Genomic DNA, 19,853 nt, shown 5'->3' with positions numbered 1-19,853 from the left:
TAGCCTAATATAAAGCGAGCAAATATTGTCAGCAAAGAGAGTTGTATTGTGAATATAGTGAACGTTGAGCCAGCCAATATGCAGGTATACCTCAATTTAACCCAACCTTATGAAGCGGAGTTTTCGGTATATACCAAGAAGGTGCCGGATAAAAACGGTGTGTTCGCCATGGACACTCTGATTGGCAATAATGTGAAAGGCTTCTTGCTTTATATCGACAATGCGCCTGCCGGTTTAGCGGCCATTGCCGAAACCTCACCGGATCATTATGAAGTATGTGATTTCTATGTGGTGCCTATTTTTCGCAAGAATAAAATGGGGCAGCAGTTTGCACACCAACTCTTTACCATGATGCCGGGTGATTGGGAAAGTAAGCAAATTGATGGGGCAGTGCATGCTATCGCTTTCTGGCGCAGAGCGATTGGTGCATTTACCCAAGAGCAATATGTGGAAGATATCTACCAAGATCCCTACTGGGGGTCAGTGACAAGGCAGCGCTTCTCAACCCTCCCTATTTAAATTTATGTCCACTTCCTATCTGCTTGAATAGGGAGTGGATATCACATTTTCTGCTTAGTAACTCTTTATTCGCTAAACTCAGCTTGAATCAATGACAACATCATTTTACTTTGACTCCAATAATGTGCTTTGTTTCATATCGCCATGTCACGAAATACGTAAATATTCATGTCAGGCTAGTGACTATTCCCCTTATTGTATTACAATAGCATTAATTGATTTTTACGATTTCCCATACACTTTCATTGAATAAGAGAGTTAGCATGAGCAACCAAAAATCTCTTGATGCGATCAGGAAGATGAAGCTGGAGAATGATACTTCAGCTGGTAACCTTGTAGACCTACTCCCTATCGAAGTACAAAAGCGTGACTTCGATCTATCATTCCTAGACAACTTGAGCGAAGAGCGTCCTCGTCTTCTGGTTCAAGCTAAAGATCTAGCAGAATTTAAAGCGAAGGTGCAGGCTGATGAGTCACACTGCATGTTCGACGATTTCTTCAACAACTCTACGGCTAAGTTCCTTGAGACTGCACCGTATGAAGAACCACAGCCTTATCCAGAAGAGACCGTTGGTAAAGCATCTCTGTGGCGTCCTTACTGGCGTCAAATGTACGTTGATTGCCAAATGGCACTTAACGCAACTCGTAACCTAGCTATCGCGGGTATCGTAAAAGAAGACGAAGAGCTAATTGCTAAAGCAAAAGCTTGGACGCTAAAACTATCGACTTACGATCCTGAAGGCGTAACGTCTCGTGGTTACAACGATGAAGCGGCTTTCCGTGTAATCGCAGCAATGGCTTGGGGTTACGACTGGCTACACGCTTACTTCACTGATGAAGAGCGTAAGCAAGTTCAAGATGCATTGATTGAACGTCTAGACGAGATCATGCACCACCTGAAAGTAACGGTTGATCTGCTGAACAACCCACTGAACAGCCACGGTGTACGTTCAATCTCTTCTGCAATCATTCCAACGTGTATCGCGCTTTACCACGATCACCCGAAAGCAGGCGAGTACATTGCTTATGCGCTAGAGTACTACGCCGTTCATTACCCGCCATGGGGTGGTGAAGACGGTGGCTGGGCAGAAGGGCCTGACTACTGGAACACCCAGACGGCATTCCTAGGCGAAGCATTTGACCTATTGAAAGCATACTGTGGCGTAGATATGTTCAACAAGACATTCTACGAAAACACCGGTGATTTCCCACTATACTGCATGCCTGTTCACTCTAAGCGCGCAAGCTTCTGTGATCAGTCTTCAATTGGTGATTTCCCAGGTCTAAAACTGGCTTATAACATCAAGCACTACGCAGGTGTTAACCAGAAGCCAGAGTACGTTTGGTACTACAACCAACTTAAAGGTCGTGATACTGAAGCGCACACTAAATTCTACAACTTCGGTTGGTGGGACTTCGGCTACGACGATCTTCGCTTCAACATCCTTTGGGATGCACCAGAAGAGAAAGCACCGTCTAACGATCCACTGTTGAAAGTATTCCCAATCACTGGTTGGGCTGCATTCCACAACAAGATGACTGAACGTGATAATCACATTCACATGGTCTTCAAGTGTTCACCGTTTGGCTCTATTAGCCACTCTCATGGTGATCAGAACGCATTCACCCTGCACGCATTCGGTGAAACACTAGCGTCGATCACTGGCTACTACGGTGGTTTCGGTGTAGACATGCACACTAAGTGGCGTCGTCAAACGTTCTCTAAGAACCTGCCTCTATTCGGTGGCAAGGGCCAGTACGGCGAGAACAAGAACACTGGCTACGAAGGTCACCAAGATCGCTTCTGTATTGAAGCGGGCGGTACTATCTCAGACTACGATACTGAGTCTGATGTGAAGATGATTGAAGGCGACGCAACAGCATCTTATAAGTACTTTGTTCCTGAAATCGAGTCTTACAAGCGTAAGATCTGGTTCGTGGAAGGTAAGGTATTCGTAATGCAAGACAAGGCTACGCTTTCTGAAGAGAAAGACATGACTTGGCTGATGCACACGACGTTTGCTAACGAAGTGGCTGATAAGTCGTTCACTATCCGTGGTGAGAAAGCGCACCTAGACGTGAACTTCATTAATGAGTCAGCAGACAACATCCTTTCTGTGAAGAATGTTGAAGGCTTCGGTGAGGTTGACCCATACGAGTTCAAAGACCTAGAAATTCACCGCCACGTAGAAGTTGAATTCGGCGCGTCAAAAGAGCACAACATCCTAACGCTACTTGTTCCAAACAAGAACAGCGGCGAGCAGGTTGAAGTGTCTCACAAGCTTGAAGGCAACACGCTAATGCTGACTGTTGACGGTGAAACGGTAACTATCGAGCTGTAATTAGTCGATAACCGTTGAACCAGTCAAAGATAAAGGCTCCGGACGTCAGTTCGGAGCCTTTTTAATAAGTCCGAAAATAAATCATCCTGATATCTTCCTGCATGAATCCCTTTCAATCAGCATACTTGGAACAATGACACGCTGTAGGCTGTCGTGGCGACCCAAAATGGCTTCAATTGAAAGCTTTGCGGTCGCGGTACCGATTTGATAGGAATCCTGCCTGATCACAGAAACGGGTACTTTAAACAGCTCAACCATTGGGATTTCGTCAAACCCTAATATTGATACCTGCTGTGGTATTTGAATATCCGCCGCATTTAACGCTTTGAGTAAATCAGCCGTGATAGCTAAGTGTTGGGAAAAGATCGCGGTTGGGGCGTCTGACCCCTGTATAAGATCTACTGGGCTATTTTCAAATCCTGCTTCACGATCCCAGTATTGCAGATGATCTGGATAGGCTTTCAGCCCGTGTTTGCTCATCGCGGCCAGGTAACCTTGATAGCGTGCTTGGCGAGAGTTGCTTTCATTGAACGTTTGGCCCATAAAGCAGATACGTTTATGGCCAAGCTGGATCAAATGCTCTGTTGCTTGGAAGGCTGCATCCTGATAGTCCGACAACACAACATGGCTTTGGCAATCTGGGTATTCCAATTGGAATTGCACCACCGGCATACCGCCACGCATAAACTCATTGATGAGCTCGGAGTTAAGGCCAGATGAGGTGATGATAATACCGTCGACACACAGTTGTTTCAGTGAGAGCAGGGCACGCTTCTCTGCTTTTTCATCAAAATCACTGTTATAGATCAGTACGTTGTAATCATGCTTCTTGCAGTAATCATCTATTCCCCTCAGCACGCGGCTGCTGTTATAACCGGCAATATCTCGTACTACAACGCCAATAGTCTTAGTTTTCTCTACTTTCAGACTACGTGCAATCGGGTTTGGTACATAGTTCAGATCCTCGATCGAAGATTTGATCTTTTGTTTGGTATCGGCAGACATGTGGCCAAAGCGGCCATTTAGATATTGAGATACCGTGCTTTTTGATACGCCGGCATGTGTCGCAACATCAACAATTCTAACTTTTTTCATATTGGTTTTTTTAAACTGTTAACTACATCAAATCAGATCATTGACATTCTATCCATAGATCTAGAAGATAACAAGTAAACCGATTTACCAAACCGATTTACCAAATCGGTTTACTAGAGAATATTAAGTGAGAGCTGTCATGAAAATTGAAGACGTCAAAGTATTTGTAACTAACCCAGGCCGCAATTTTGTTACTGTTAAAGTTATTACCGATGAGGGGGTATACGGCCTTGGTGATGCAACGGTAAATGGCCGTGAAATGGCTGTGGCGGCTTATTTGGAAGAGCACGTAAAGCCATGTCTTATTGGGCGTGACGCGCACAATATTGAAGATATCTGGCAGTACCTCTACATGGGTGTTTATTGGCGTCGAGGCCCAATAACCATGGCAGCAATCGCAGCGATTGATATGGCACTATGGGATATAAAGGGTAAAGTTGCCGGCCTTCCTGTTTATCAATTGTTAGGTGGCAAATGCCGTGATGGTGTGAAGCTATATGCCCACGCTAATGGTGAAACCATCGAAGACACACTAGATAAAACGGAACAACTGATTGAGCAAGGCTTTAAAGCTGTCCGACTTCAATCTGCTATTCCCGGCCTAAAAGAAACGTATGGGGTGTTGGGTGATAAAAAAGACTATTTTGATCTGCAGGGCAACCGCCCGTTGCCACCTGAACAAGAATGGTCAACAAGCAAATATTTCAAACTGGTTCCTGAACTGTTTGCCAAAGCAAAAGAGCGTTTTGGTGATAAGGCGGAATTCTTACATGATACACACAGCCGCTTAACCCCAATCGAGTCCGCAAAACTGGGCAAGATGCTTGAACCTTATAACCTGTTGTTTTTGGAGGACGCATCAATTGCTGAAAACCAAGAAAACTATAAGCTGATCCGCCACCACACGACGACTCCTCTTGCTCTGGGCGAAACGTATAACACCATTTGGGATTGCAAGGATTTGCTGCAAAACCAGTTGATTGATTATATCCGCACTGCGGCTACACACGCAGGGGGCATCACGGGCATGAAGAAAATTGCTGACTTTGCTGCTGTTTATAACGTGCGTACTGCCCCTCACGGTGCTCCGGATTTATCGCCTATCTGTTTTGCTGCCCATATGCACCTTAATGTTTCTACCCATAACTTTGGTATTCAAGAGTTTGTTGGCTTTGGTAATGAGCAGAGCAAGACAATATTTAAACATGATATGAAGCTAGAAAACGGCATGATTTTAGTCAGTGATGCGCCGGGGTTGGGTGTGGAATTTGATGAACAAGAAGCGGAAAAATACGAATATAAGCGCTCATACCTACCTGTTAGTCGCCTTGAAGACGGCACCCTTTGGCACTGGTAAGCACAATTAATAATTAGACGGATTTTATTGGAGTAGAAGATGAAAAAAGTATTGGTATTTGGTACCGGCTTCGCTGGACAGGGACACGCTCAAGCATTCCGTGATGCTGGTGCAGAAGTTGTGGGTATCGTTGGTCGTACAGAGCATGTGGTAACAGAAGTTGCAGAAAAAATGGGTATTCCTTATTCAGGAACTAACTGGGCACTGGCTCTTGAAATTTGTAAGCCAGATATCGTTTCAATTGCCACTCCAGGTGGTGCGCATGTCGAGGCGATAAAAGAAGCAATTCAGTTTGGTTGCCATGTCTTTTGTGACAAGCCGCTGACCGAGAGTGGTGAAACAGCACTGGAAGTTTACCGCTTGGCGGAAGAAAAGGGAGTGAAAACGGCCTTTGCCTCGAGCTTCCGCTACATGCCTGAGATTATGCATGCTAAGCAATTGGTGGCAGCAGGTGCCATTGGCGAGCCAACCGAAGTCGAGTGTATTTCTCACTTCAATTTAGACCGCCATATTCCTTTTGGTTGGTCGCACCGCACTGAAGCTGGTGGTGGCCGTTTAAATAACAATTTCACCCACCTGCTTTCAATTGTGACAGATGTTGTGGGTGAGAACATTCTTTCAATTTGCGGTGAAGTGCGTAACGACATGGCAAAAGCTCCGGTTGTTGAGGGTGTACATAACTTTACCGAGCGTCGCAATTTTATTCCGGAGGATATCAGTGATCCTGAATTGGAGTGGCGAGATTGCGATGTCGAGTGGTCTTACACTGTGATGGCGCAAATAGAGAGCCGCATTCCTGCTGCACTACCGGTGTCCGTATTGTTCAAACACGGCGGCTTAACACCGCGCTTCAATGAGGACCATATTGTATTTCATGGCACGCAAGGCTCGATTTACATCAAAGGTCATTACGGCGATGGTCCGTTATACCTTTGGCAGGGCGGAGAATGGCAAGAAGTCACACTGCCAAGCGAGATAAGCGAGGAGTTACCTGCTATTAAGTGCGACACCCAGCGTAGCTGGACACACTTGGCGACCCAGTTAGTGAAAGATGTGAGTGGGGTTGAGGTTGAGCCTTACCAGACTTTCAAAGATGGCTGTCAGTATCAATTAATTATTGACTTGATTAGAAAGAATGATCGTTGGGTTGATGTAAGCGAACTCGTGTAATCTCGGTGAAGGAATCGGTGTATGATTTACGAATATTTAGTGATTTTCGGCTATTTTTCTCTGATAGTTGGAATTGGATTTGCTTTTAAAAAAATGGCTAACCGGTCTACCAGTGATTATTTTCGTGGGGGAGGCAAGATGCTGTGGTGGATGGTGGGATCAACCGCATTCATGACACAGTTTTCGGCATGGACGTTCACTGGTGCTGCGGGTAAAGCCTTTACTGATGGGTTTGCAGTTACCTTGGTCTTTATTGCTAACGCCGTTGCTTATTTTTGTGGTTACTTGTATTTCTCACACCGTTTCCGTCAGATGAGAGTTGATACGCCAACAGAAGGTATTCGTCGCCGCTTTGGCCACCAGAACGAACAGTTCTTCTCTTGGGCGTTGATTGTATTTAGCTTTATTAATGCCGGTGTGTGGCTGAATGCCCTTGGTGTTTTTGCCAGTGCAGTATTTAACACGGACTTGAATACCACCATTATTGCGACAGGCTTAGCTGTACTGATTGTCTCTGTTATCTCAGGGGCTTGGGGGGTCGTTGCATCTGACTTCATTCAGACTCTTGTCGTTGCAGTTGTCTCTGTCGCCTGTGCGATTGTCGCCCTAATCGCGGTTGGTGGACCAACAACGATCGTTACTGAGTTCCCGAGTGGTTTTGTGATGGGACCGGATATGAACTATCCGCTTCTGTTGGTCTGTGCGTTTGTCTTCTTTTTGGTCAAACAGCTCCAAAGCATCAACAATATGCAGGACTCTTATCGCTTCTTGAATGCCAAAGATACTGATAACGCGAGAAAGGCAGCCTTGCTTGCCATGGTATTAATGGGGGTGGGTAGTATTGTGTGGTTTATCCCGCCTTGGGCTTCCGCCATTCTTTATCCTGATGCTGCCGCTATGTATCCTCAACTTGGTGGTAAAGCCGCCGATGCGGTCTACCTAGTGTTCGCTAAGAACGCTATGCCAATTGGTACCGTTGGTTTGTTACTTGCTGGCCTATTTGCCGCGACGATGTCTTCTATGGATTCTGCACTTAACCGTAATTCAGGGATTTTTGTCCGCAGCATATTCCAACCAATGTTCGCTAAAAAAGGAACCAGCGATAAACAGTTACTGCAGCTTGGTAAAATCATCAGTCTTGTGAGTGGCGTATTCGTTATCTTTGTGGCGTTGTTCTTTAGTTCGCTAAAAGAGATGAGCCTATTTGAGTTGATGATGTCAGTATCAACCATGATTCAGGTCCCACTGCTAGTGCCGTTGTTCTTTGGCATGCTGTTCAAGCGCACGCCAAAATGGGCACCATGGGTAACAGTTATTGTCGGTATGTTTGTTTCATACTTGATGACCAATGTGATAACCGCTGATGTCATTGCAAGCTGGTTTGGCGTTGAAGAACTTACCCGTCGTGAAGCAAGTGAGCTCCGTATTGCAGCAACAATTGCAGCGCATTTGTTTATTACCGCAGGCTTCTTTATCAGTACCTCTTTGCTCTACCGTGAAGAGAAGGATACTCACAGAGAAGAAACGGATAAGTTCTTCAAAGATGTTGAAACACCGATTATTTCAGATGTCGAGTATGATGCTATCGATGCCGAGCAGCGCAATAAGCTAGGATCTATGGTTATGTATATGAGCTTTGGTCTACTTGCGATGATGGTGATACCTAATCCATTGTGGGGTAGGGTTATGTTCTTACTTTGTGCAATAACTATTTATGTTATAGGTTGGGCACTTAAGAGGAGTGCAGCTCCCATCAAAGCTAGGGCTGCTGCGACTGAAACTGCGTAGAGTGGTAGATAGTCGGTAACACGTAAAGAGAAGGCTTCGGGCATCAGTTCGGGGCCTTTTTATTTACTGGCAATACTATGTTTGAGCCACTGGCAAAAATATGTGATAGCCGGCGAGTTGCGTTGGCAAAACAGATAATAGCCAGCTTGAGCTTTAATGGCAGGGTAAGGAGCAACCAACCGGTTCTGTTCTATTTCATTGCCCAGTAATGCTTGTCGGGCAAGTGCAATGCCTAACCCCGCTTCAGCGGCGGCCATTGCCATGTCGGTACGGTTGAAGTAGTGTCCTTGAGTGCATTCGATGTTGGTGCCTGTCGCTTGAAACCAGTATTTCCATTCTTCATTTTTTTCTGCCCCCACCCAGGGCATTGCATCGTGTAGTAGGGTAACTTCCTGCCAAATATTGTCTGATTGCCAATTGAACCTGTGGTAATAGTCCGGGCTCATCACAGGGACTAGGTGCTCTTCAAGCAGAAGTTCTCCATCGGTTGGTGTGTTGACGTACTGGCAGTAATCAATCACCAAGTCCACATCGTCGCACTGGTGATCAACCAGTGCGCCATCAGCGAAAGTTTGTACTTTGAGTTCAGGATACTGGCGATTGAAGTCATGTAATTTGGGGACTAGCCATTTGAAGGCAAAAGATGGGGTTAGTTTAAGCCGGATCTCCGAACTTGTTTCAGGTGCCTTTAGCTCCGTTAATACTTGGTTGATTTGATGAATACTCAAATCAACGACTTCATATAATTGCCTGCCGCTGTCCGTTAATGTTAGCCCTCTTGAATGACGCAGGAACAAGGTGAGATCAAGACGCTGTTCTAACTGTTTGATCTGTTGGCTTAACGCCCCGGTTGTAAGGTGCAACGCCTGCGCCGCTTTAGTCATATTTTGGTGTTTGGCAACAACGGCAAAGGTTGCCAGACCGGCAAATGTACTCGCTCTCACGACATTCCTCAAAAAGGTTGATTAGGCTTGCTGAACATTGGCGTTTAAAATTTCTAAACGCTGTTCTTAAATAATATCGATTGTTAGCAGAATGTAAATCACCGATCCTTGCTCGCACAATAATGCGTTGTTAATCCAGAATAGCTGGATGAGTTTGATTGAGGGTTCAGATGGAAGTCATTGTATTGGGTAGTGGTGTGGTTGGTTTGACGTCGGCATGGTATCTGCGCCAAGCCGGCCATGATGTCACGGTTATTGATCGCCAGCCTCGCAGTGCTGAGGAAACCAGTTTTGCCAATGCAGGGCAGATCTCGTATGGCTATTCATCACCTTGGGCGGCACCGGGGATTCCAGTAAAAGCGATGAAGTGGCTAATGCAAGAACACGCGCCATTGAAAATCAAACCATCGGCTTCGCCTGAACTGTACCTCTGGGCCAGCAAGATGCTGGCTAACTGCAATACTTCCCGCTATCAGGTGAATAAGTCTCGGATGCTACGTATCGCCAATTACAGCCGTGAGTGCTTAAAGCAACTCCGAAATGATCTTGATTTGAGCTATGAAGGTCGTCAGCAGGGCACATTACAGGTATTTCGTACAGATAAGCAGTTGGAAGCGGTAGCCAAAGATATTGAATTATTGGCCGAAAGCGGTACGCGTTATCAGGAGTTAGATGTTGCCGGTTGTGTTGCCGCAGAACCGGCGTTGGCATCAGTACAAGAAAAGCTGGTGGGTGGTTTACGCCTACCAGATGACGAAACGGGAGATTGTTATCTTTTTTGCCAGCAGCTAACGACTTTTGCCAAGCAAGCTGGGGTTAAATTTCTGTTTGATACTGATGTGTCCCGTTTAGAGGTGGACGACAATCGAATTACCTCAGTACATACTAGCTGTGGGGAGCTAAAGGCAGATGCCTTCGTGGTGGCGATGGGGAGCTATTCGCCGCAGATCTTATCACAGGCTGGCATTGTCGTTCCCGTGTATCCGGTTAAGGGGTACTCGCTGACCATGCCGGTCAAAAATGGTGATGCAGCTCCGATATCAACCGTGATGGATGAGACCTATAAGGTGGCAATGACCCGGTTCAATGATCGGATCCGAGTCGCCGGTACAGCAGAACTGGCTGGGTTTGATTTAGGCTTGGCCGAAAAGCGCAAGGCAACCATTGCCATGGTGATTCAGGACTTGTTTCCACACGGAGGTGAGATAGAGAAAGCGGAATACTGGACGGGACTAAGGCCGATGACGCCAGACGGCACGCCAGTTATTGGTAAAACACCGATTAAGAACCTGTTCACTAATTCCGGTCATGGCACATTAGGTTGGACTATGGCCTGCGGCTCGGGCAAGTTGCTGGCTGATATTATCAGTAGTAAAGAGACCGATATCGATACGAGCGGGCTAGATGTGTACCGCTATATTAATTAAGCGCGATAGGTGAACGAAAGGAGCTATTGGTTACGACTCTTTGTTTTTATTACGCTTCATGATTTTTTCGATCAAACGGATCGCAATGAAGCAGATAGCCCCAGCGAGCAATAAGATCCAATATATCTGATTAGAGATATCCATAAGCTCCTCCATGAAGCAGCAGGTGATTCAATCAGTATAACCTAACGGGTTGCTATATAAAGTGTTCTGACCGATTGTTGCAAGTTTGAACCGTGAGCCGCATTGATGATGCGGCTCTAATCTGCTTGCTTATTAGCAATTGCCTTTCTTAGCTTGACCTGGAGGGCAGAAGTTACCGTTTCCATGGCTGTGGTGTTCATCTTTGGTTGATGCCTTGATGTTCACGCCGTCAACTTCCCCTTCGATATGGGTGAGCTGGCAGCCGGTTAAGGTCACAGATGCAAATAGGGCCAGAAGCAAAGTGATTTTTTTCATCGTTTAAACTGCAGTAGTAATGGACAAAAACAAGGTGCGGAATGTACGATTTTTGCGCTTGTGTTGTGTCAGGAAAGTGTCAGCAACCAGTCATTCAAAATATGTTCTTTTCTGCTAAATTGTACTAATTGTGTATACCTGCCTTATTAGTTGATGAATTATTTATAGACAAGAATGTCTTACCTATGAATCACATCGAGTGTAATTGGTTACGTAAATTTACGGTGTTAAACCCGACAAAAAAATAATAGGGGACACCAATGAAACACCAAATAACGTCAATTGATATTATCGATTTAGGGAAAAGGGTAGTAACGACTGGGGTGATGGCTGCTGGTTTATTTGCCATTACACCTTTAGCGCAAGCTAATTTTTTTCCACCTGCACCAAAGTTTGATGAGCCAAAGTTTGAGGTGCCAAAATCAATTGGCCATCATCATCAGCAACCCAATATCCTGCTAATCACCGTAGATGACTATGGCTATGATGCTTCAAGCCTCTATACCAAAGGAAAAGATGTACCACCGACGCCAACTTTAGAAGCACTGGCAGCAGATGGCATCACCTATAACAACTCTTGGTCGATGCCTTCTTGCACCACAACTCGCGGCACTATCATGACCGGTAAATATCCTAGCCGTACCAATATTATTTTCCCATTGGGCAATAATACCGATGATAGTAACGACCTTGATACCGATAACCCAGAAAAATTATTACCGTATTTGCTTCGCGAGCAGGGGTACCGGACTAAACATATCGGTAAGTGGCATTTGACTGATGGGCAAGGGCCATTTGATCCGCGAGCGATGCAAGCACCGCTAGATGCGGGTTATGATAATTGGACGGGGATAGTGCAAGGAGCACCTTTTCCGAGATATTTTAATTGGCCAAAAGTGGTTGATGGTAGTTCTGGCGGTTTTGAAAATACTTTCACTTCGATAGTAGAAGTTGATGAAACCATTGAGCTTTTTGATGAAGCTAAAAGCTATGGTGTACCAGCCTTTGCGTGGCTGTCTTTTACCGCGCCTCATTTTCCTTACCAACCAGCCCCTAAAGAATTGGTTGGCTCTTGGGTACAACAAGAAGTCGTTGATGCATACAATGAGTTTTGCCAATACGTTGAACCAAACTCAGGTTCGTGCCATGGCGTTAGCTTACCGATTTATGGTTATGATGATTTACCGGGTTCCTTAGTCGCATTTCCTGTTGGTGTCCCTTCTCCTATGACTCCACCAATAAACGGTGATGGAACAATATGGGCTAATACTAGGCTCGCGAGGGCAGTATTTAACTCACTAGTCTCTGCTTTTGATACCAGTTTGCAGAGGTTGTTTGGCTCGATTGATATGGACAACACTGTCGTGGTGTTTGTTGGTGATAATGGCACGCAAGGTGACGTGGTCGTTGCTCCATTTGATAGAACTCGGGCAAAAGGGAGCTTCTATGAGCTGGGAATAAAAGTCCCTTTGGTCGTCTCTGGACCGGGTGTTCGTAACCCTGGGCGAAGAAGTGACGCACTAGTTAATGTGGTCGATCTGTATAAAACTCTGCTCGATATTGCGGGTGTAAAAACGGGTCATAAGGTGGACTCGATCAGTTTTGCCGAATCTCTAACTACTACCAGCAAGTACTTTTCACCGCGTACTTTCAATATTGCAGAGCAAGGTTACCCTGACGCATTGATTGAGAACAATACACCGGTATTGGGTAATCCTTTATTGGGACCCACACCGCTTCGAGAGGGCAAAACCATCCGTGATAAGCAGTATAAATTGATTGTTCAAACTGGTTTGCAGCCGATGGGGGGAGCTGTGCAATTTCCTGATCGGAGTGTAACTGAAGTTGAGCTGTATGATCTGAAAAATGATCTGCATGAAGAGGACAACCTGCTGGAGCGACGCCGAGTCCCTAGCAGGGCGTTGTTTGCTTACTCGTTACTTTGCGATGAATTACAAAGAGAGTTTAAAACGTCAGTGTGTCCAAAATACTAATTTAGCGTATAGCCCAAGTTAATGGGGCGAATAAAAAGCGAAGCGAACCTGTAAATACAGGTTCGCTTTATTTTGAGAAAAATTAAATATAAATCAGATACAAGGAATCTGCTGGGTAATACAGTGAATATTACCGCCACCTAGCAAAATTTCCCGGGCATCGACTCCTGTAATTTTGTAGCCGGGGTAAAGATGGTTTAGTAAGTCCTCCACCTCAGAATCTAAATTGTCATCCAGTAGCGGGTAGACGATTTGATCATTGGTTACCAGATAGTTGGCATAAGAGCCAGCCAGACGTTCGCCCGGCGTGCGCTCCATACCCTCTGAAACATCAACGCCATTGGCTTCATTTTCAGATATGAACAAAGGTCCCGGCATAGGTAATTTGTGTACTTTAATCTTACGGCCCTTCGCGTCAGTTTGCGTCTCTAGTACATCTAAAGCATGGCGAGAGATTTCATACTGTGGATCAGTTTTATCATCACACCAAGTCAGTACAATCTCACCGGGACGAACAACGTGAATAAGGTTGTCGACATGACCATTGGTCTCGTCATTGTATAAACCACTCGGGATCCAGATGACCTTTTCTACCGAGAGGTAATCGTATAACACCTGCTCAATTTCTTCTTTGGACAAGTCTGGATTACGGCTAGGGTGGAGCAGGCATTCTTCCGTCGTATACAGGGTGCCTTCACCATCAACGTGGATAGAGCCACCTTCGAGAACAATCGGCGCACGGTAGCTGGCATCACCGTGGAACTCGCAAACCTTTTGTGCAACGGCATCATCTTTGTCCCATGGGAAGTACAAACCATCGACCAATCCGCCCCACGCATTGAAGTGCCAATCGACGCCGCGTCTATGTCCCTCACTATCAATGACATAGGAAGGGCCAATATCTCTCATCCATGAATCATCGGTGCTCATTTCGACTAATCGAACATTATCTGGCAGCATTTGACGCGCGTTTTCAAACTGCTGGGCACTGACCACCATATTGACTGGGGTCGATTGAGAAATGGCTTCAGCGACGTTGACGAATGTTGTTTGTGCGGGCTTTCCGCCAAAGCGCCAATTATCAGTACGCTCAGGCCATGCCATCCACACAGCAGCTTGGGGCTCGTGTTCGCCGGGCATTCTGAAACCATCTTGTCTTGGTGTTGAATCTATTCTTTTACTCATGGCTAAACATCCTATCTTAATGGCTATGAGAAGGTTGCTGGTTTAGTTGTTCTGTTTTTTGTGCATTCTTTTTATCGACGGCGAGCTTCAATAAGTATTCGCCGATGCCCACGGTCAGAATGACCCCGATAAGGACGGGTGCACTGTATGTCCAGTTAACAGCCATATCGATCAGTTCAGGGAAGATAAAGAGGATCACGGCTTGGGCGATGACGACAAAGCAGATGATGCTTAATGCCCACTGTACGCCTAGTCCACCCGGTACACGGAAAGGTCGCTCTGTGTCTGGGTCACTGATACGTAGCTTCAGGTATGAAGGGAACATAAAGAGATAAGGAAGAAGGAATATACAGCTAGAGAAAGCAAACACTGACCAGAACAAATCATCACTGGTTTGGGCAAACACGGCATATGCCAGAATCACCACCGTCGAAAGAATACCGGTAATGCTGTTGGCACCGACTGGGGTGCCGTGCTTTTCAGACATTTTGGCTACGGCCTCAGGCAGTTCCCCCTCATTTGCCGCTTCTGCAGCCGCTCGGCTGGCACCCATGGTCCAGGTCACCATGTTGCCGATAAAGGTTAGCAATGCCATGGTACCGATAAGGTACACCATGCCCGTACCGAATACACCCGTGCCAAAGAGTTTGCGAAGCGTATCGACAATACCAGCGACCAAGCCAATATCTTGTACAGGTAAAGCCATTAGGATCCCAACAGTGCCGAATACATATAAGAAAGCGGTGATTGCCGCGGCAAGGAAAATGGATTTCGGCATATCACGAACATCTTTCATCTCCTTAGTCATGGTGGCAACCAGCTCAAAGCCCATTAGGTTGAACACTAAAGCAGGGAGGAAAGCGACCCCAGTATCTAAGCTCGGCATCATGGCAGAAATAGAGAATTCATTTGCTACACCGTGTTTGGCGGCGTAGAAAAAACCGCCGAAGCCGAGGACGGAAATAACCGTGACTTTAAGAATTGCCCCGATGTTAGTTACCCATACACCAACATCCACAGACACATTGCAGATCCAGATAGTCAGCCAAGTTAGCGCTATACAGATCGCGATTTGCCACATAAGGGAAAGCCCAGGAAAAAAGAGCTCTGCAAACATACCGGCGAACATAATGTAAACTGCAGGCATCCATAGCCCTACGTTTATCCAGTAAAACCACGTGGTTCTAACCGCCCACTTGTAGCCAAACGCTTTTTTGACCCAGTCGTAAATACCGCCATCCCCGGGGTAAGTGGTGCCCAGCTCAGAAGTGATTAATCCGTAAGGGATGACAAAAACAATAAGGGTGACTAACCACCATCCAATCGCACTGGTACCGATGGAGGCGGAGGCTGTTAAAGTGTCAACAACGATAACAGCACATAGGCTAAAGAGGGCAAGACTGCCGACGCCCATCTTGCCGCCTGAGGTTTGTGTTTCCATAATTATATCTCCGTGATTGTTACACGTTATTTATGCTTGATGTCTAATTCTTTATCTCACGAAGTAAATCTTATGCTTAAGGGGCGTTGATATTCGTTATTAGAATCACTTATCGGACATCATTAATATATGGAGGGCAAAGTCGTGACTGTAACCATAATTAAAACATGTCAATACGGCTTGGTTGATAAAATTGATTCTAATCAAATATTGCTCTTTATCTATAGAGATAGATTAAGTAGCAGTTTCTTGACGATAGATAAGGTGGGCAGCAATATGAAACAGGAAAAGCCAATTATTGTGGTCGCTGTTGGTGGTAATGCATTATTACAACGTGGCGAATTAATGAGTTACGAAAACCAAGCGAGTAACATTGATATTGCTTCGAAAGCGTTAGCTAAATTAAGTGATGAATATAAAGTTGTTATCGTACACGGTAATGGTCCGCAGGTTGGACTGCTAGCATTACAAAATTTAGCGTATACCGATGCGCCACCCTATCCTTTAGATGTATTGGGTGCAGAAACTCAAGGCATGATTGGCTATATGATGGCTCAAAGCTTGAAAAAGTATATACCGGATGGGCAGGTAAGCACGGTCCTTACTCAGATCGCAGTTGATAAAAATGATGTTGCATTTGAGGAGCCTAATAAGTTCATCGGTCCAGTTTACGACAAAGAAACGGCGTTGGAGAAGTCGAAACAATATGGCTGGGATATTAAGCCGGACGGTGAGTACTGGCGCCGGGTGGTCCCCTCACCATTCCCACAGGGAATTGTTGAAATTGATAGTATACGCACATTACTCGACGCTGGTCATACAGTAATATGTTGTGGTGGTGGCGGATGCCCAGTGGTTGAGCATGAGGGTGTAATCCACGGGGTTGAAGCAGTAATCGATAAAGATTTCTCTGCTGCAACATTAGCCAAGCAGTTGAATGCAGAGCACTTTCTTATTTTGACTGATGGCGAAAATGTTTGCGTGGATTGGGGAAAACCAACAGAGCAGCCACTCTATGATGTAACGGTTGAGCAGTTGCAGCAATATACTTTTGCTGCGGGATCAATGGCGCCTAAGGTTGAGGCCTGTTGTGACTTTGCTATCCAAACGTCAGGTACTGGGCATATTGGTTCACTCCATAAAGCCTCAGATATCATGGCAAGCCGTTCTGGTACACATATACACGGATAGGTTATTTAATGCGAAAAGAGTCGACAGAGAAGAGACTTGAGAGGATCCATTCAGCGGCAATTCGTTTAGCATCACAGAGGGAGGTGAATTCAATATCCATTTATGATGTTGCCAAAGAAGCAGCTATTGCCGCATCAACGGTTTACCATCATTATCCGAATATCGAATCTTTGATTTGTGAGTTAATGACCAAGGTCTTCGATGACTTTGAGAGGGTGTTAGACGATGCTATCGTAACTGAAAATGTTCATCATTGGTCTGATATTAACAGAATGATAGAACAGAGCTTTGTCGATTATTATCGTTTGGCTCCTTTGGCGCAGCACACATTATTAGGGCAACATACCTACTCAACCGTCAGGCAGGCTGACGCGCAAAATGATCTTTTATTGGGAAAGAAAGTTGAAGACATTTATCGGCGGTTTTTTACCCTCCCTGAATTGCCGAGTGATGTCAATATATTTGCAATAGCATTACAGGTTGCAGATAAAGTTTACTCGATGAATTATCGAGAAAATGGTGATATTGCACCAGAAATGGCACGAGAAGCCATTGTGATTACAGAAGCTTATTTAGGCACTTATTTGCCTAAGCAATTACCTAGAGCCATAACGCTAAATTGATAATATTTAGCAGTTAAATCAATAAAACTGTAGTATTTAAAAACCCACTATAGCTGATGCTGTAGTGGGTTTTTATTGTCTTGGTAAAGATTAAAATAGAATATCGAAAAACACGATAACTTAAATATAATAGATGTGACATGTGTCAACCTAAGTATTCAAGTGTAAATAAGTGTACCGATTAGTGATTCTAATTTTAGAATCATTTTTTCTTTTTCTAGATACTGAATTCAACCAAGCAATACACCACACGGTGATTGCTGGATAAATAATTTAACTCTGGTAAAAGGAAACGAAAATGAGACTTCCATCTTCTAGTGCAACTGAACTAACTAAACCTAACCTGCGCCATTTTCTTAAAACACAGGATTTTACCAAACAAGAGCTTGAAGAAATTCTAGAGCTGATGGCGATGCTGAAACAAGCACGTCGAGACAACGCGGTTCCGCAGCTATTTAAAGGTAAATCCGTAGCGATGATTTTTGAGCAGCCTTCTACTCGAACGCGAGTATCTTTTGAAACTGCAGCAACAATTCTGGGTGGTCATGCATTGTTCCTATCTCCAAAGGATATCCACTTAGGCGCTAAAGAATCACTCGAAGACACAGGCCGTGTGCTATCACGCATGGTGGATGTGATTATGGCGCGTGTTGATGAGCACGACACTGTCGCAGGGCTTGCTAAGAACGCCAGCGTACCGGTTATCAATGGTCTGTGTGATTGGTTGCATCCAACTCAGATTATGGCTGATTTGTTCACCATGAAAGAACACCTGCCAGAAGGGAAAGCACTGAGTGATTTAACGGTGGCGTTTGTGGGCGATGCAACCAATGTGGCGTCTTCTTTGATGTTTGCTTGCACCAAATTTGGCATGACCTTCAAGCATATCTGCCCTGAGCGCTTCAAGGCACCACAGAAGTGGGTTGATATTGCGCTGGATAACTGTGAAACCTCGGGTGGTAAGTTGGTTATTACTGACAACACCGATGAAGTGGCGGGCTGCGATATTATCGTCGCAGATAGCTTTTACTGGTTCGGCCAGGAAGAAGAGAAAGAAATTCGTCTATCAACCTTCATTCCAGAGTATGTCGTGACAGAAGACATGATGACTAAAGCGGGGCCTAACTCAATGTTCATGCACTGCTTGCCAGCCAATGATCAGCGAGAGTGTACACGTGGCGTGATGGAAGCTGACAATTCATTGATCTTTGATGAGGCTGAAAATCGACTCACCGCACAAATGGCACTGTTGGTGTACTTCACACATAAAGATATGACCATTCCAACCCCAGAGGTTGAAGCGGCCCATAAAGATAAGATTGATAGCTTTCTTTCTTCGCTATAACTATAAGCACTGATAAAAGTAGCCCGATTAATCAATCGGGCTACTTTTTTATCACTCCGCTGCAGCTTAAGCATAACATCTTTCCCCATTAGCCATATGTCTGAATACTATCCTTAATAGCCATCCCATATTAGAAAGATGGTTTAAAATTTAATGACAACCCCGTCGAATTAAAACGTTAGGAGGCCACTATGGTGCGGGTCTTTTACATTAGCGACGACTTAGACGACCTTGAGCTGGTGGAATATGAGTTAGAGCTGAGTGGGCTTGGCCCGTCTCAAATTCATGTGCTCACCGACAATGATGCCGAAGTTGCCCGCCATCAACACCTTCATCCGGTCAAATCTTTCATGCGTAATGATGTTATCCACTCCACTGAAATTGGGGCAGTTATCGGGATTGTGGTGGCTGCTGTCGTTCTGTTTTTTGCTTATTTTACTGGCGTGGTGGATAGCGTAGGTTGGTTGCCTTTCATTATGTTGGCAATAATTATGCTGGGATTTATTACGTGGGAAGGGGGACTGTTTGGCTTCCAGGAGCTTCATTACCAGTTCCGTCGCTTTAAGCAGGTACTTCAATCTGGCCGCCATGTACTCATGGTAGATGTCGAACCTAAGCAAGAAATCATGCTGGCCAACGTAACACTGGCTCATGACAAACTCGAACCGGCGGGCACGGGGAAGTCACCGCCACGCTGGTTAATCGCTTTTCAGAATCGCTGGGAGCGCACGATGCACACCTTGCCGTAAGTTTCAAGGATACGTGTCGCGCCGACACAGCGCATTGCTTGCTGGAAGTATGGGCTGTCCCGGTTTGTTTCAACTAAGCGGTGAAGCGGTTACCTGAAGGTGCTTTGTTTTTTTTAGCTTTTTTAGCTTTTTTAGCTCACCGCTGCTCAGCCAGTAAGCCAATATTAATGTAAATTAAACAACTTTCACTATAACTTCTGTGCCTACAGCCGTATCTTTGCAGT

The 19,853-nt window shown here is 45.3% G+C and carries 16 protein-coding genes; 11 read left to right on the top strand and 5 right to left on the bottom strand.

The window, feature by feature from the left end:
* Positions 1-48 precede the first annotated feature (48 nt).
* Both ACVA58_RS11120 and ACVA58_RS11115 read left to right on the top strand, forming a co-directional pair.
* Positions 49-519, top strand: a complete 471-nt coding sequence (locus tag ACVA58_RS11120; protein ID WP_446510509.1) for a GNAT family N-acetyltransferase — start codon at positions 49-51, stop codon at positions 517-519.
* Between the two features lie 263 nt (positions 520-782).
* Positions 783-2,861 (top strand): DUF4962 domain-containing protein, encoded by a 2,079-nt coding sequence (locus ACVA58_RS11115; protein WP_446510508.1) that lies wholly within the window; start codon positions 783-785, stop codon positions 2,859-2,861.
* An 81-nt stretch (positions 2,862-2,942) separates the two neighbouring features.
* On the opposite strand, the gene ACVA58_RS11110 is transcribed toward ACVA58_RS11115, so the two are convergent.
* Complete coding sequence (locus tag ACVA58_RS11110; protein WP_446510507.1) at positions 2,943-3,956, bottom strand: LacI family DNA-binding transcriptional regulator; 1,014 nt, start codon at positions 3,954-3,956, stop codon at positions 2,943-2,945.
* 139 nt (positions 3,957-4,095) lie between these two features.
* On the opposite strand from ACVA58_RS11110, the gene manD reads away from it, so the two are divergent.
* From manD to ACVA58_RS11095, 3 genes are read left to right on the top strand one after another with little or no spacing between them, the layout of a single operon-like run.
* A complete protein-coding gene (gene manD / locus ACVA58_RS11105) occupies positions 4,096-5,313 on the top strand; it encodes a D-mannonate dehydratase ManD (RefSeq protein ID WP_446510506.1) in 1,218 nt (405 codons plus the stop codon).
* Positions 5,314-5,352: 39 nt separating this feature from the next.
* Positions 5,353-6,483 carry a Gfo/Idh/MocA family protein gene (locus ACVA58_RS11100; protein WP_446510505.1) on the top strand — a complete coding sequence of 377 codons (1,131 nt, stop codon included), beginning with the start codon at positions 5,353-5,355 and terminating at the stop codon, positions 6,481-6,483.
* Between the two features lie 21 nt (positions 6,484-6,504).
* Positions 6,505-8,271: a sodium:solute symporter family transporter gene (locus ACVA58_RS11095; RefSeq protein ID WP_446510504.1), complete on the top strand. Its 1,767-nt coding sequence runs from the start codon at positions 6,505-6,507 to the stop codon at positions 8,269-8,271.
* Between the two features lie 59 nt (positions 8,272-8,330).
* On the opposite strand, the gene ACVA58_RS11090 is transcribed toward ACVA58_RS11095, so the two are convergent.
* A complete protein-coding gene (locus ACVA58_RS11090) occupies positions 8,331-9,215 on the bottom strand; it encodes a LysR substrate-binding domain-containing protein (protein WP_446510503.1) in 885 nt (294 codons plus the stop codon).
* Between the two features lie 170 nt (positions 9,216-9,385).
* Here ACVA58_RS11090 and ACVA58_RS11085 point away from each other — a divergent pair, with 170 nt between their 5' ends.
* A complete protein-coding gene (locus tag ACVA58_RS11085; RefSeq protein WP_446510502.1) occupies positions 9,386-10,642 on the top strand; it encodes a D-amino acid dehydrogenase in 1,257 nt (418 codons plus the stop codon).
* Positions 10,643-10,918: 276 nt separating this feature from the next.
* Here the strand turns inward: ACVA58_RS11085 and ACVA58_RS11080 are convergent, their stop codons facing one another.
* A complete protein-coding gene (locus tag ACVA58_RS11080; RefSeq protein WP_107348920.1) occupies positions 10,919-11,101 on the bottom strand; it encodes a hypothetical protein in 183 nt (60 codons plus the stop codon).
* A gap of 260 nt (positions 11,102-11,361) precedes the next feature.
* On the opposite strand from ACVA58_RS11080, the gene ACVA58_RS11075 reads away from it, so the two are divergent.
* Positions 11,362-13,095 carry a sulfatase-like hydrolase/transferase gene (locus ACVA58_RS11075; protein WP_446510501.1) on the top strand — a complete coding sequence of 578 codons (1,734 nt, stop codon included), beginning with the start codon at positions 11,362-11,364 and terminating at the stop codon, positions 13,093-13,095.
* A gap of 93 nt (positions 13,096-13,188) precedes the next feature.
* Here ACVA58_RS11075 and aguA read toward each other — a convergent pair whose 3' ends face one another.
* Both aguA and ACVA58_RS11065 read right to left on the bottom strand, forming a co-directional pair.
* Complete coding sequence (aguA, locus tag ACVA58_RS11070; protein WP_446510500.1) at positions 13,189-14,280, bottom strand: agmatine deiminase; 1,092 nt, start codon at positions 14,278-14,280, stop codon at positions 13,189-13,191.
* Between the two features lie 16 nt (positions 14,281-14,296).
* Entirely contained in the window at positions 14,297-15,721 is a 1,425-nt protein-coding gene (locus ACVA58_RS11065; protein ID WP_446510499.1) for an APC family permease, read from the bottom strand.
* Positions 15,722-15,997: 276 nt separating this feature from the next.
* Here ACVA58_RS11065 and arcC point away from each other — a divergent pair, with 276 nt between their 5' ends.
* From arcC to ACVA58_RS11045, 4 genes are all read left to right on the top strand, one after another.
* The gene (gene arcC / locus ACVA58_RS11060; protein ID WP_446510705.1) at positions 15,998-16,912 is read left to right on the top strand and encodes a carbamate kinase; all 915 of its coding nucleotides are present in this window, start codon (positions 15,998-16,000) and stop codon (positions 16,910-16,912) included.
* 8 nt (positions 16,913-16,920) lie between these two features.
* Positions 16,921-17,535 carry a TetR/AcrR family transcriptional regulator gene (locus ACVA58_RS11055; RefSeq protein WP_446510498.1) on the top strand — a complete coding sequence of 205 codons (615 nt, stop codon included), beginning with the start codon at positions 16,921-16,923 and terminating at the stop codon, positions 17,533-17,535.
* A 298-nt stretch (positions 17,536-17,833) separates the two neighbouring features.
* A complete protein-coding gene (ptcA, locus tag ACVA58_RS11050; RefSeq protein ID WP_446510497.1) occupies positions 17,834-18,880 on the top strand; it encodes a putrescine carbamoyltransferase in 1,047 nt (348 codons plus the stop codon).
* 191 nt (positions 18,881-19,071) lie between these two features.
* The gene (locus tag ACVA58_RS11045) at positions 19,072-19,629 is read left to right on the top strand and encodes an NAD/FAD-utilizing enzyme (RefSeq protein ID WP_446510496.1); all 558 of its coding nucleotides are present in this window, start codon (positions 19,072-19,074) and stop codon (positions 19,627-19,629) included.
* The last annotated feature ends 224 nt before the right edge of the window (positions 19,630-19,853 follow it).

It is taken from the genome of Photobacterium sp. DNB22_13_2, assembly GCF_052873915.1.
This window is presented reverse-complemented; position numbering and strand designations above follow the sequence as displayed.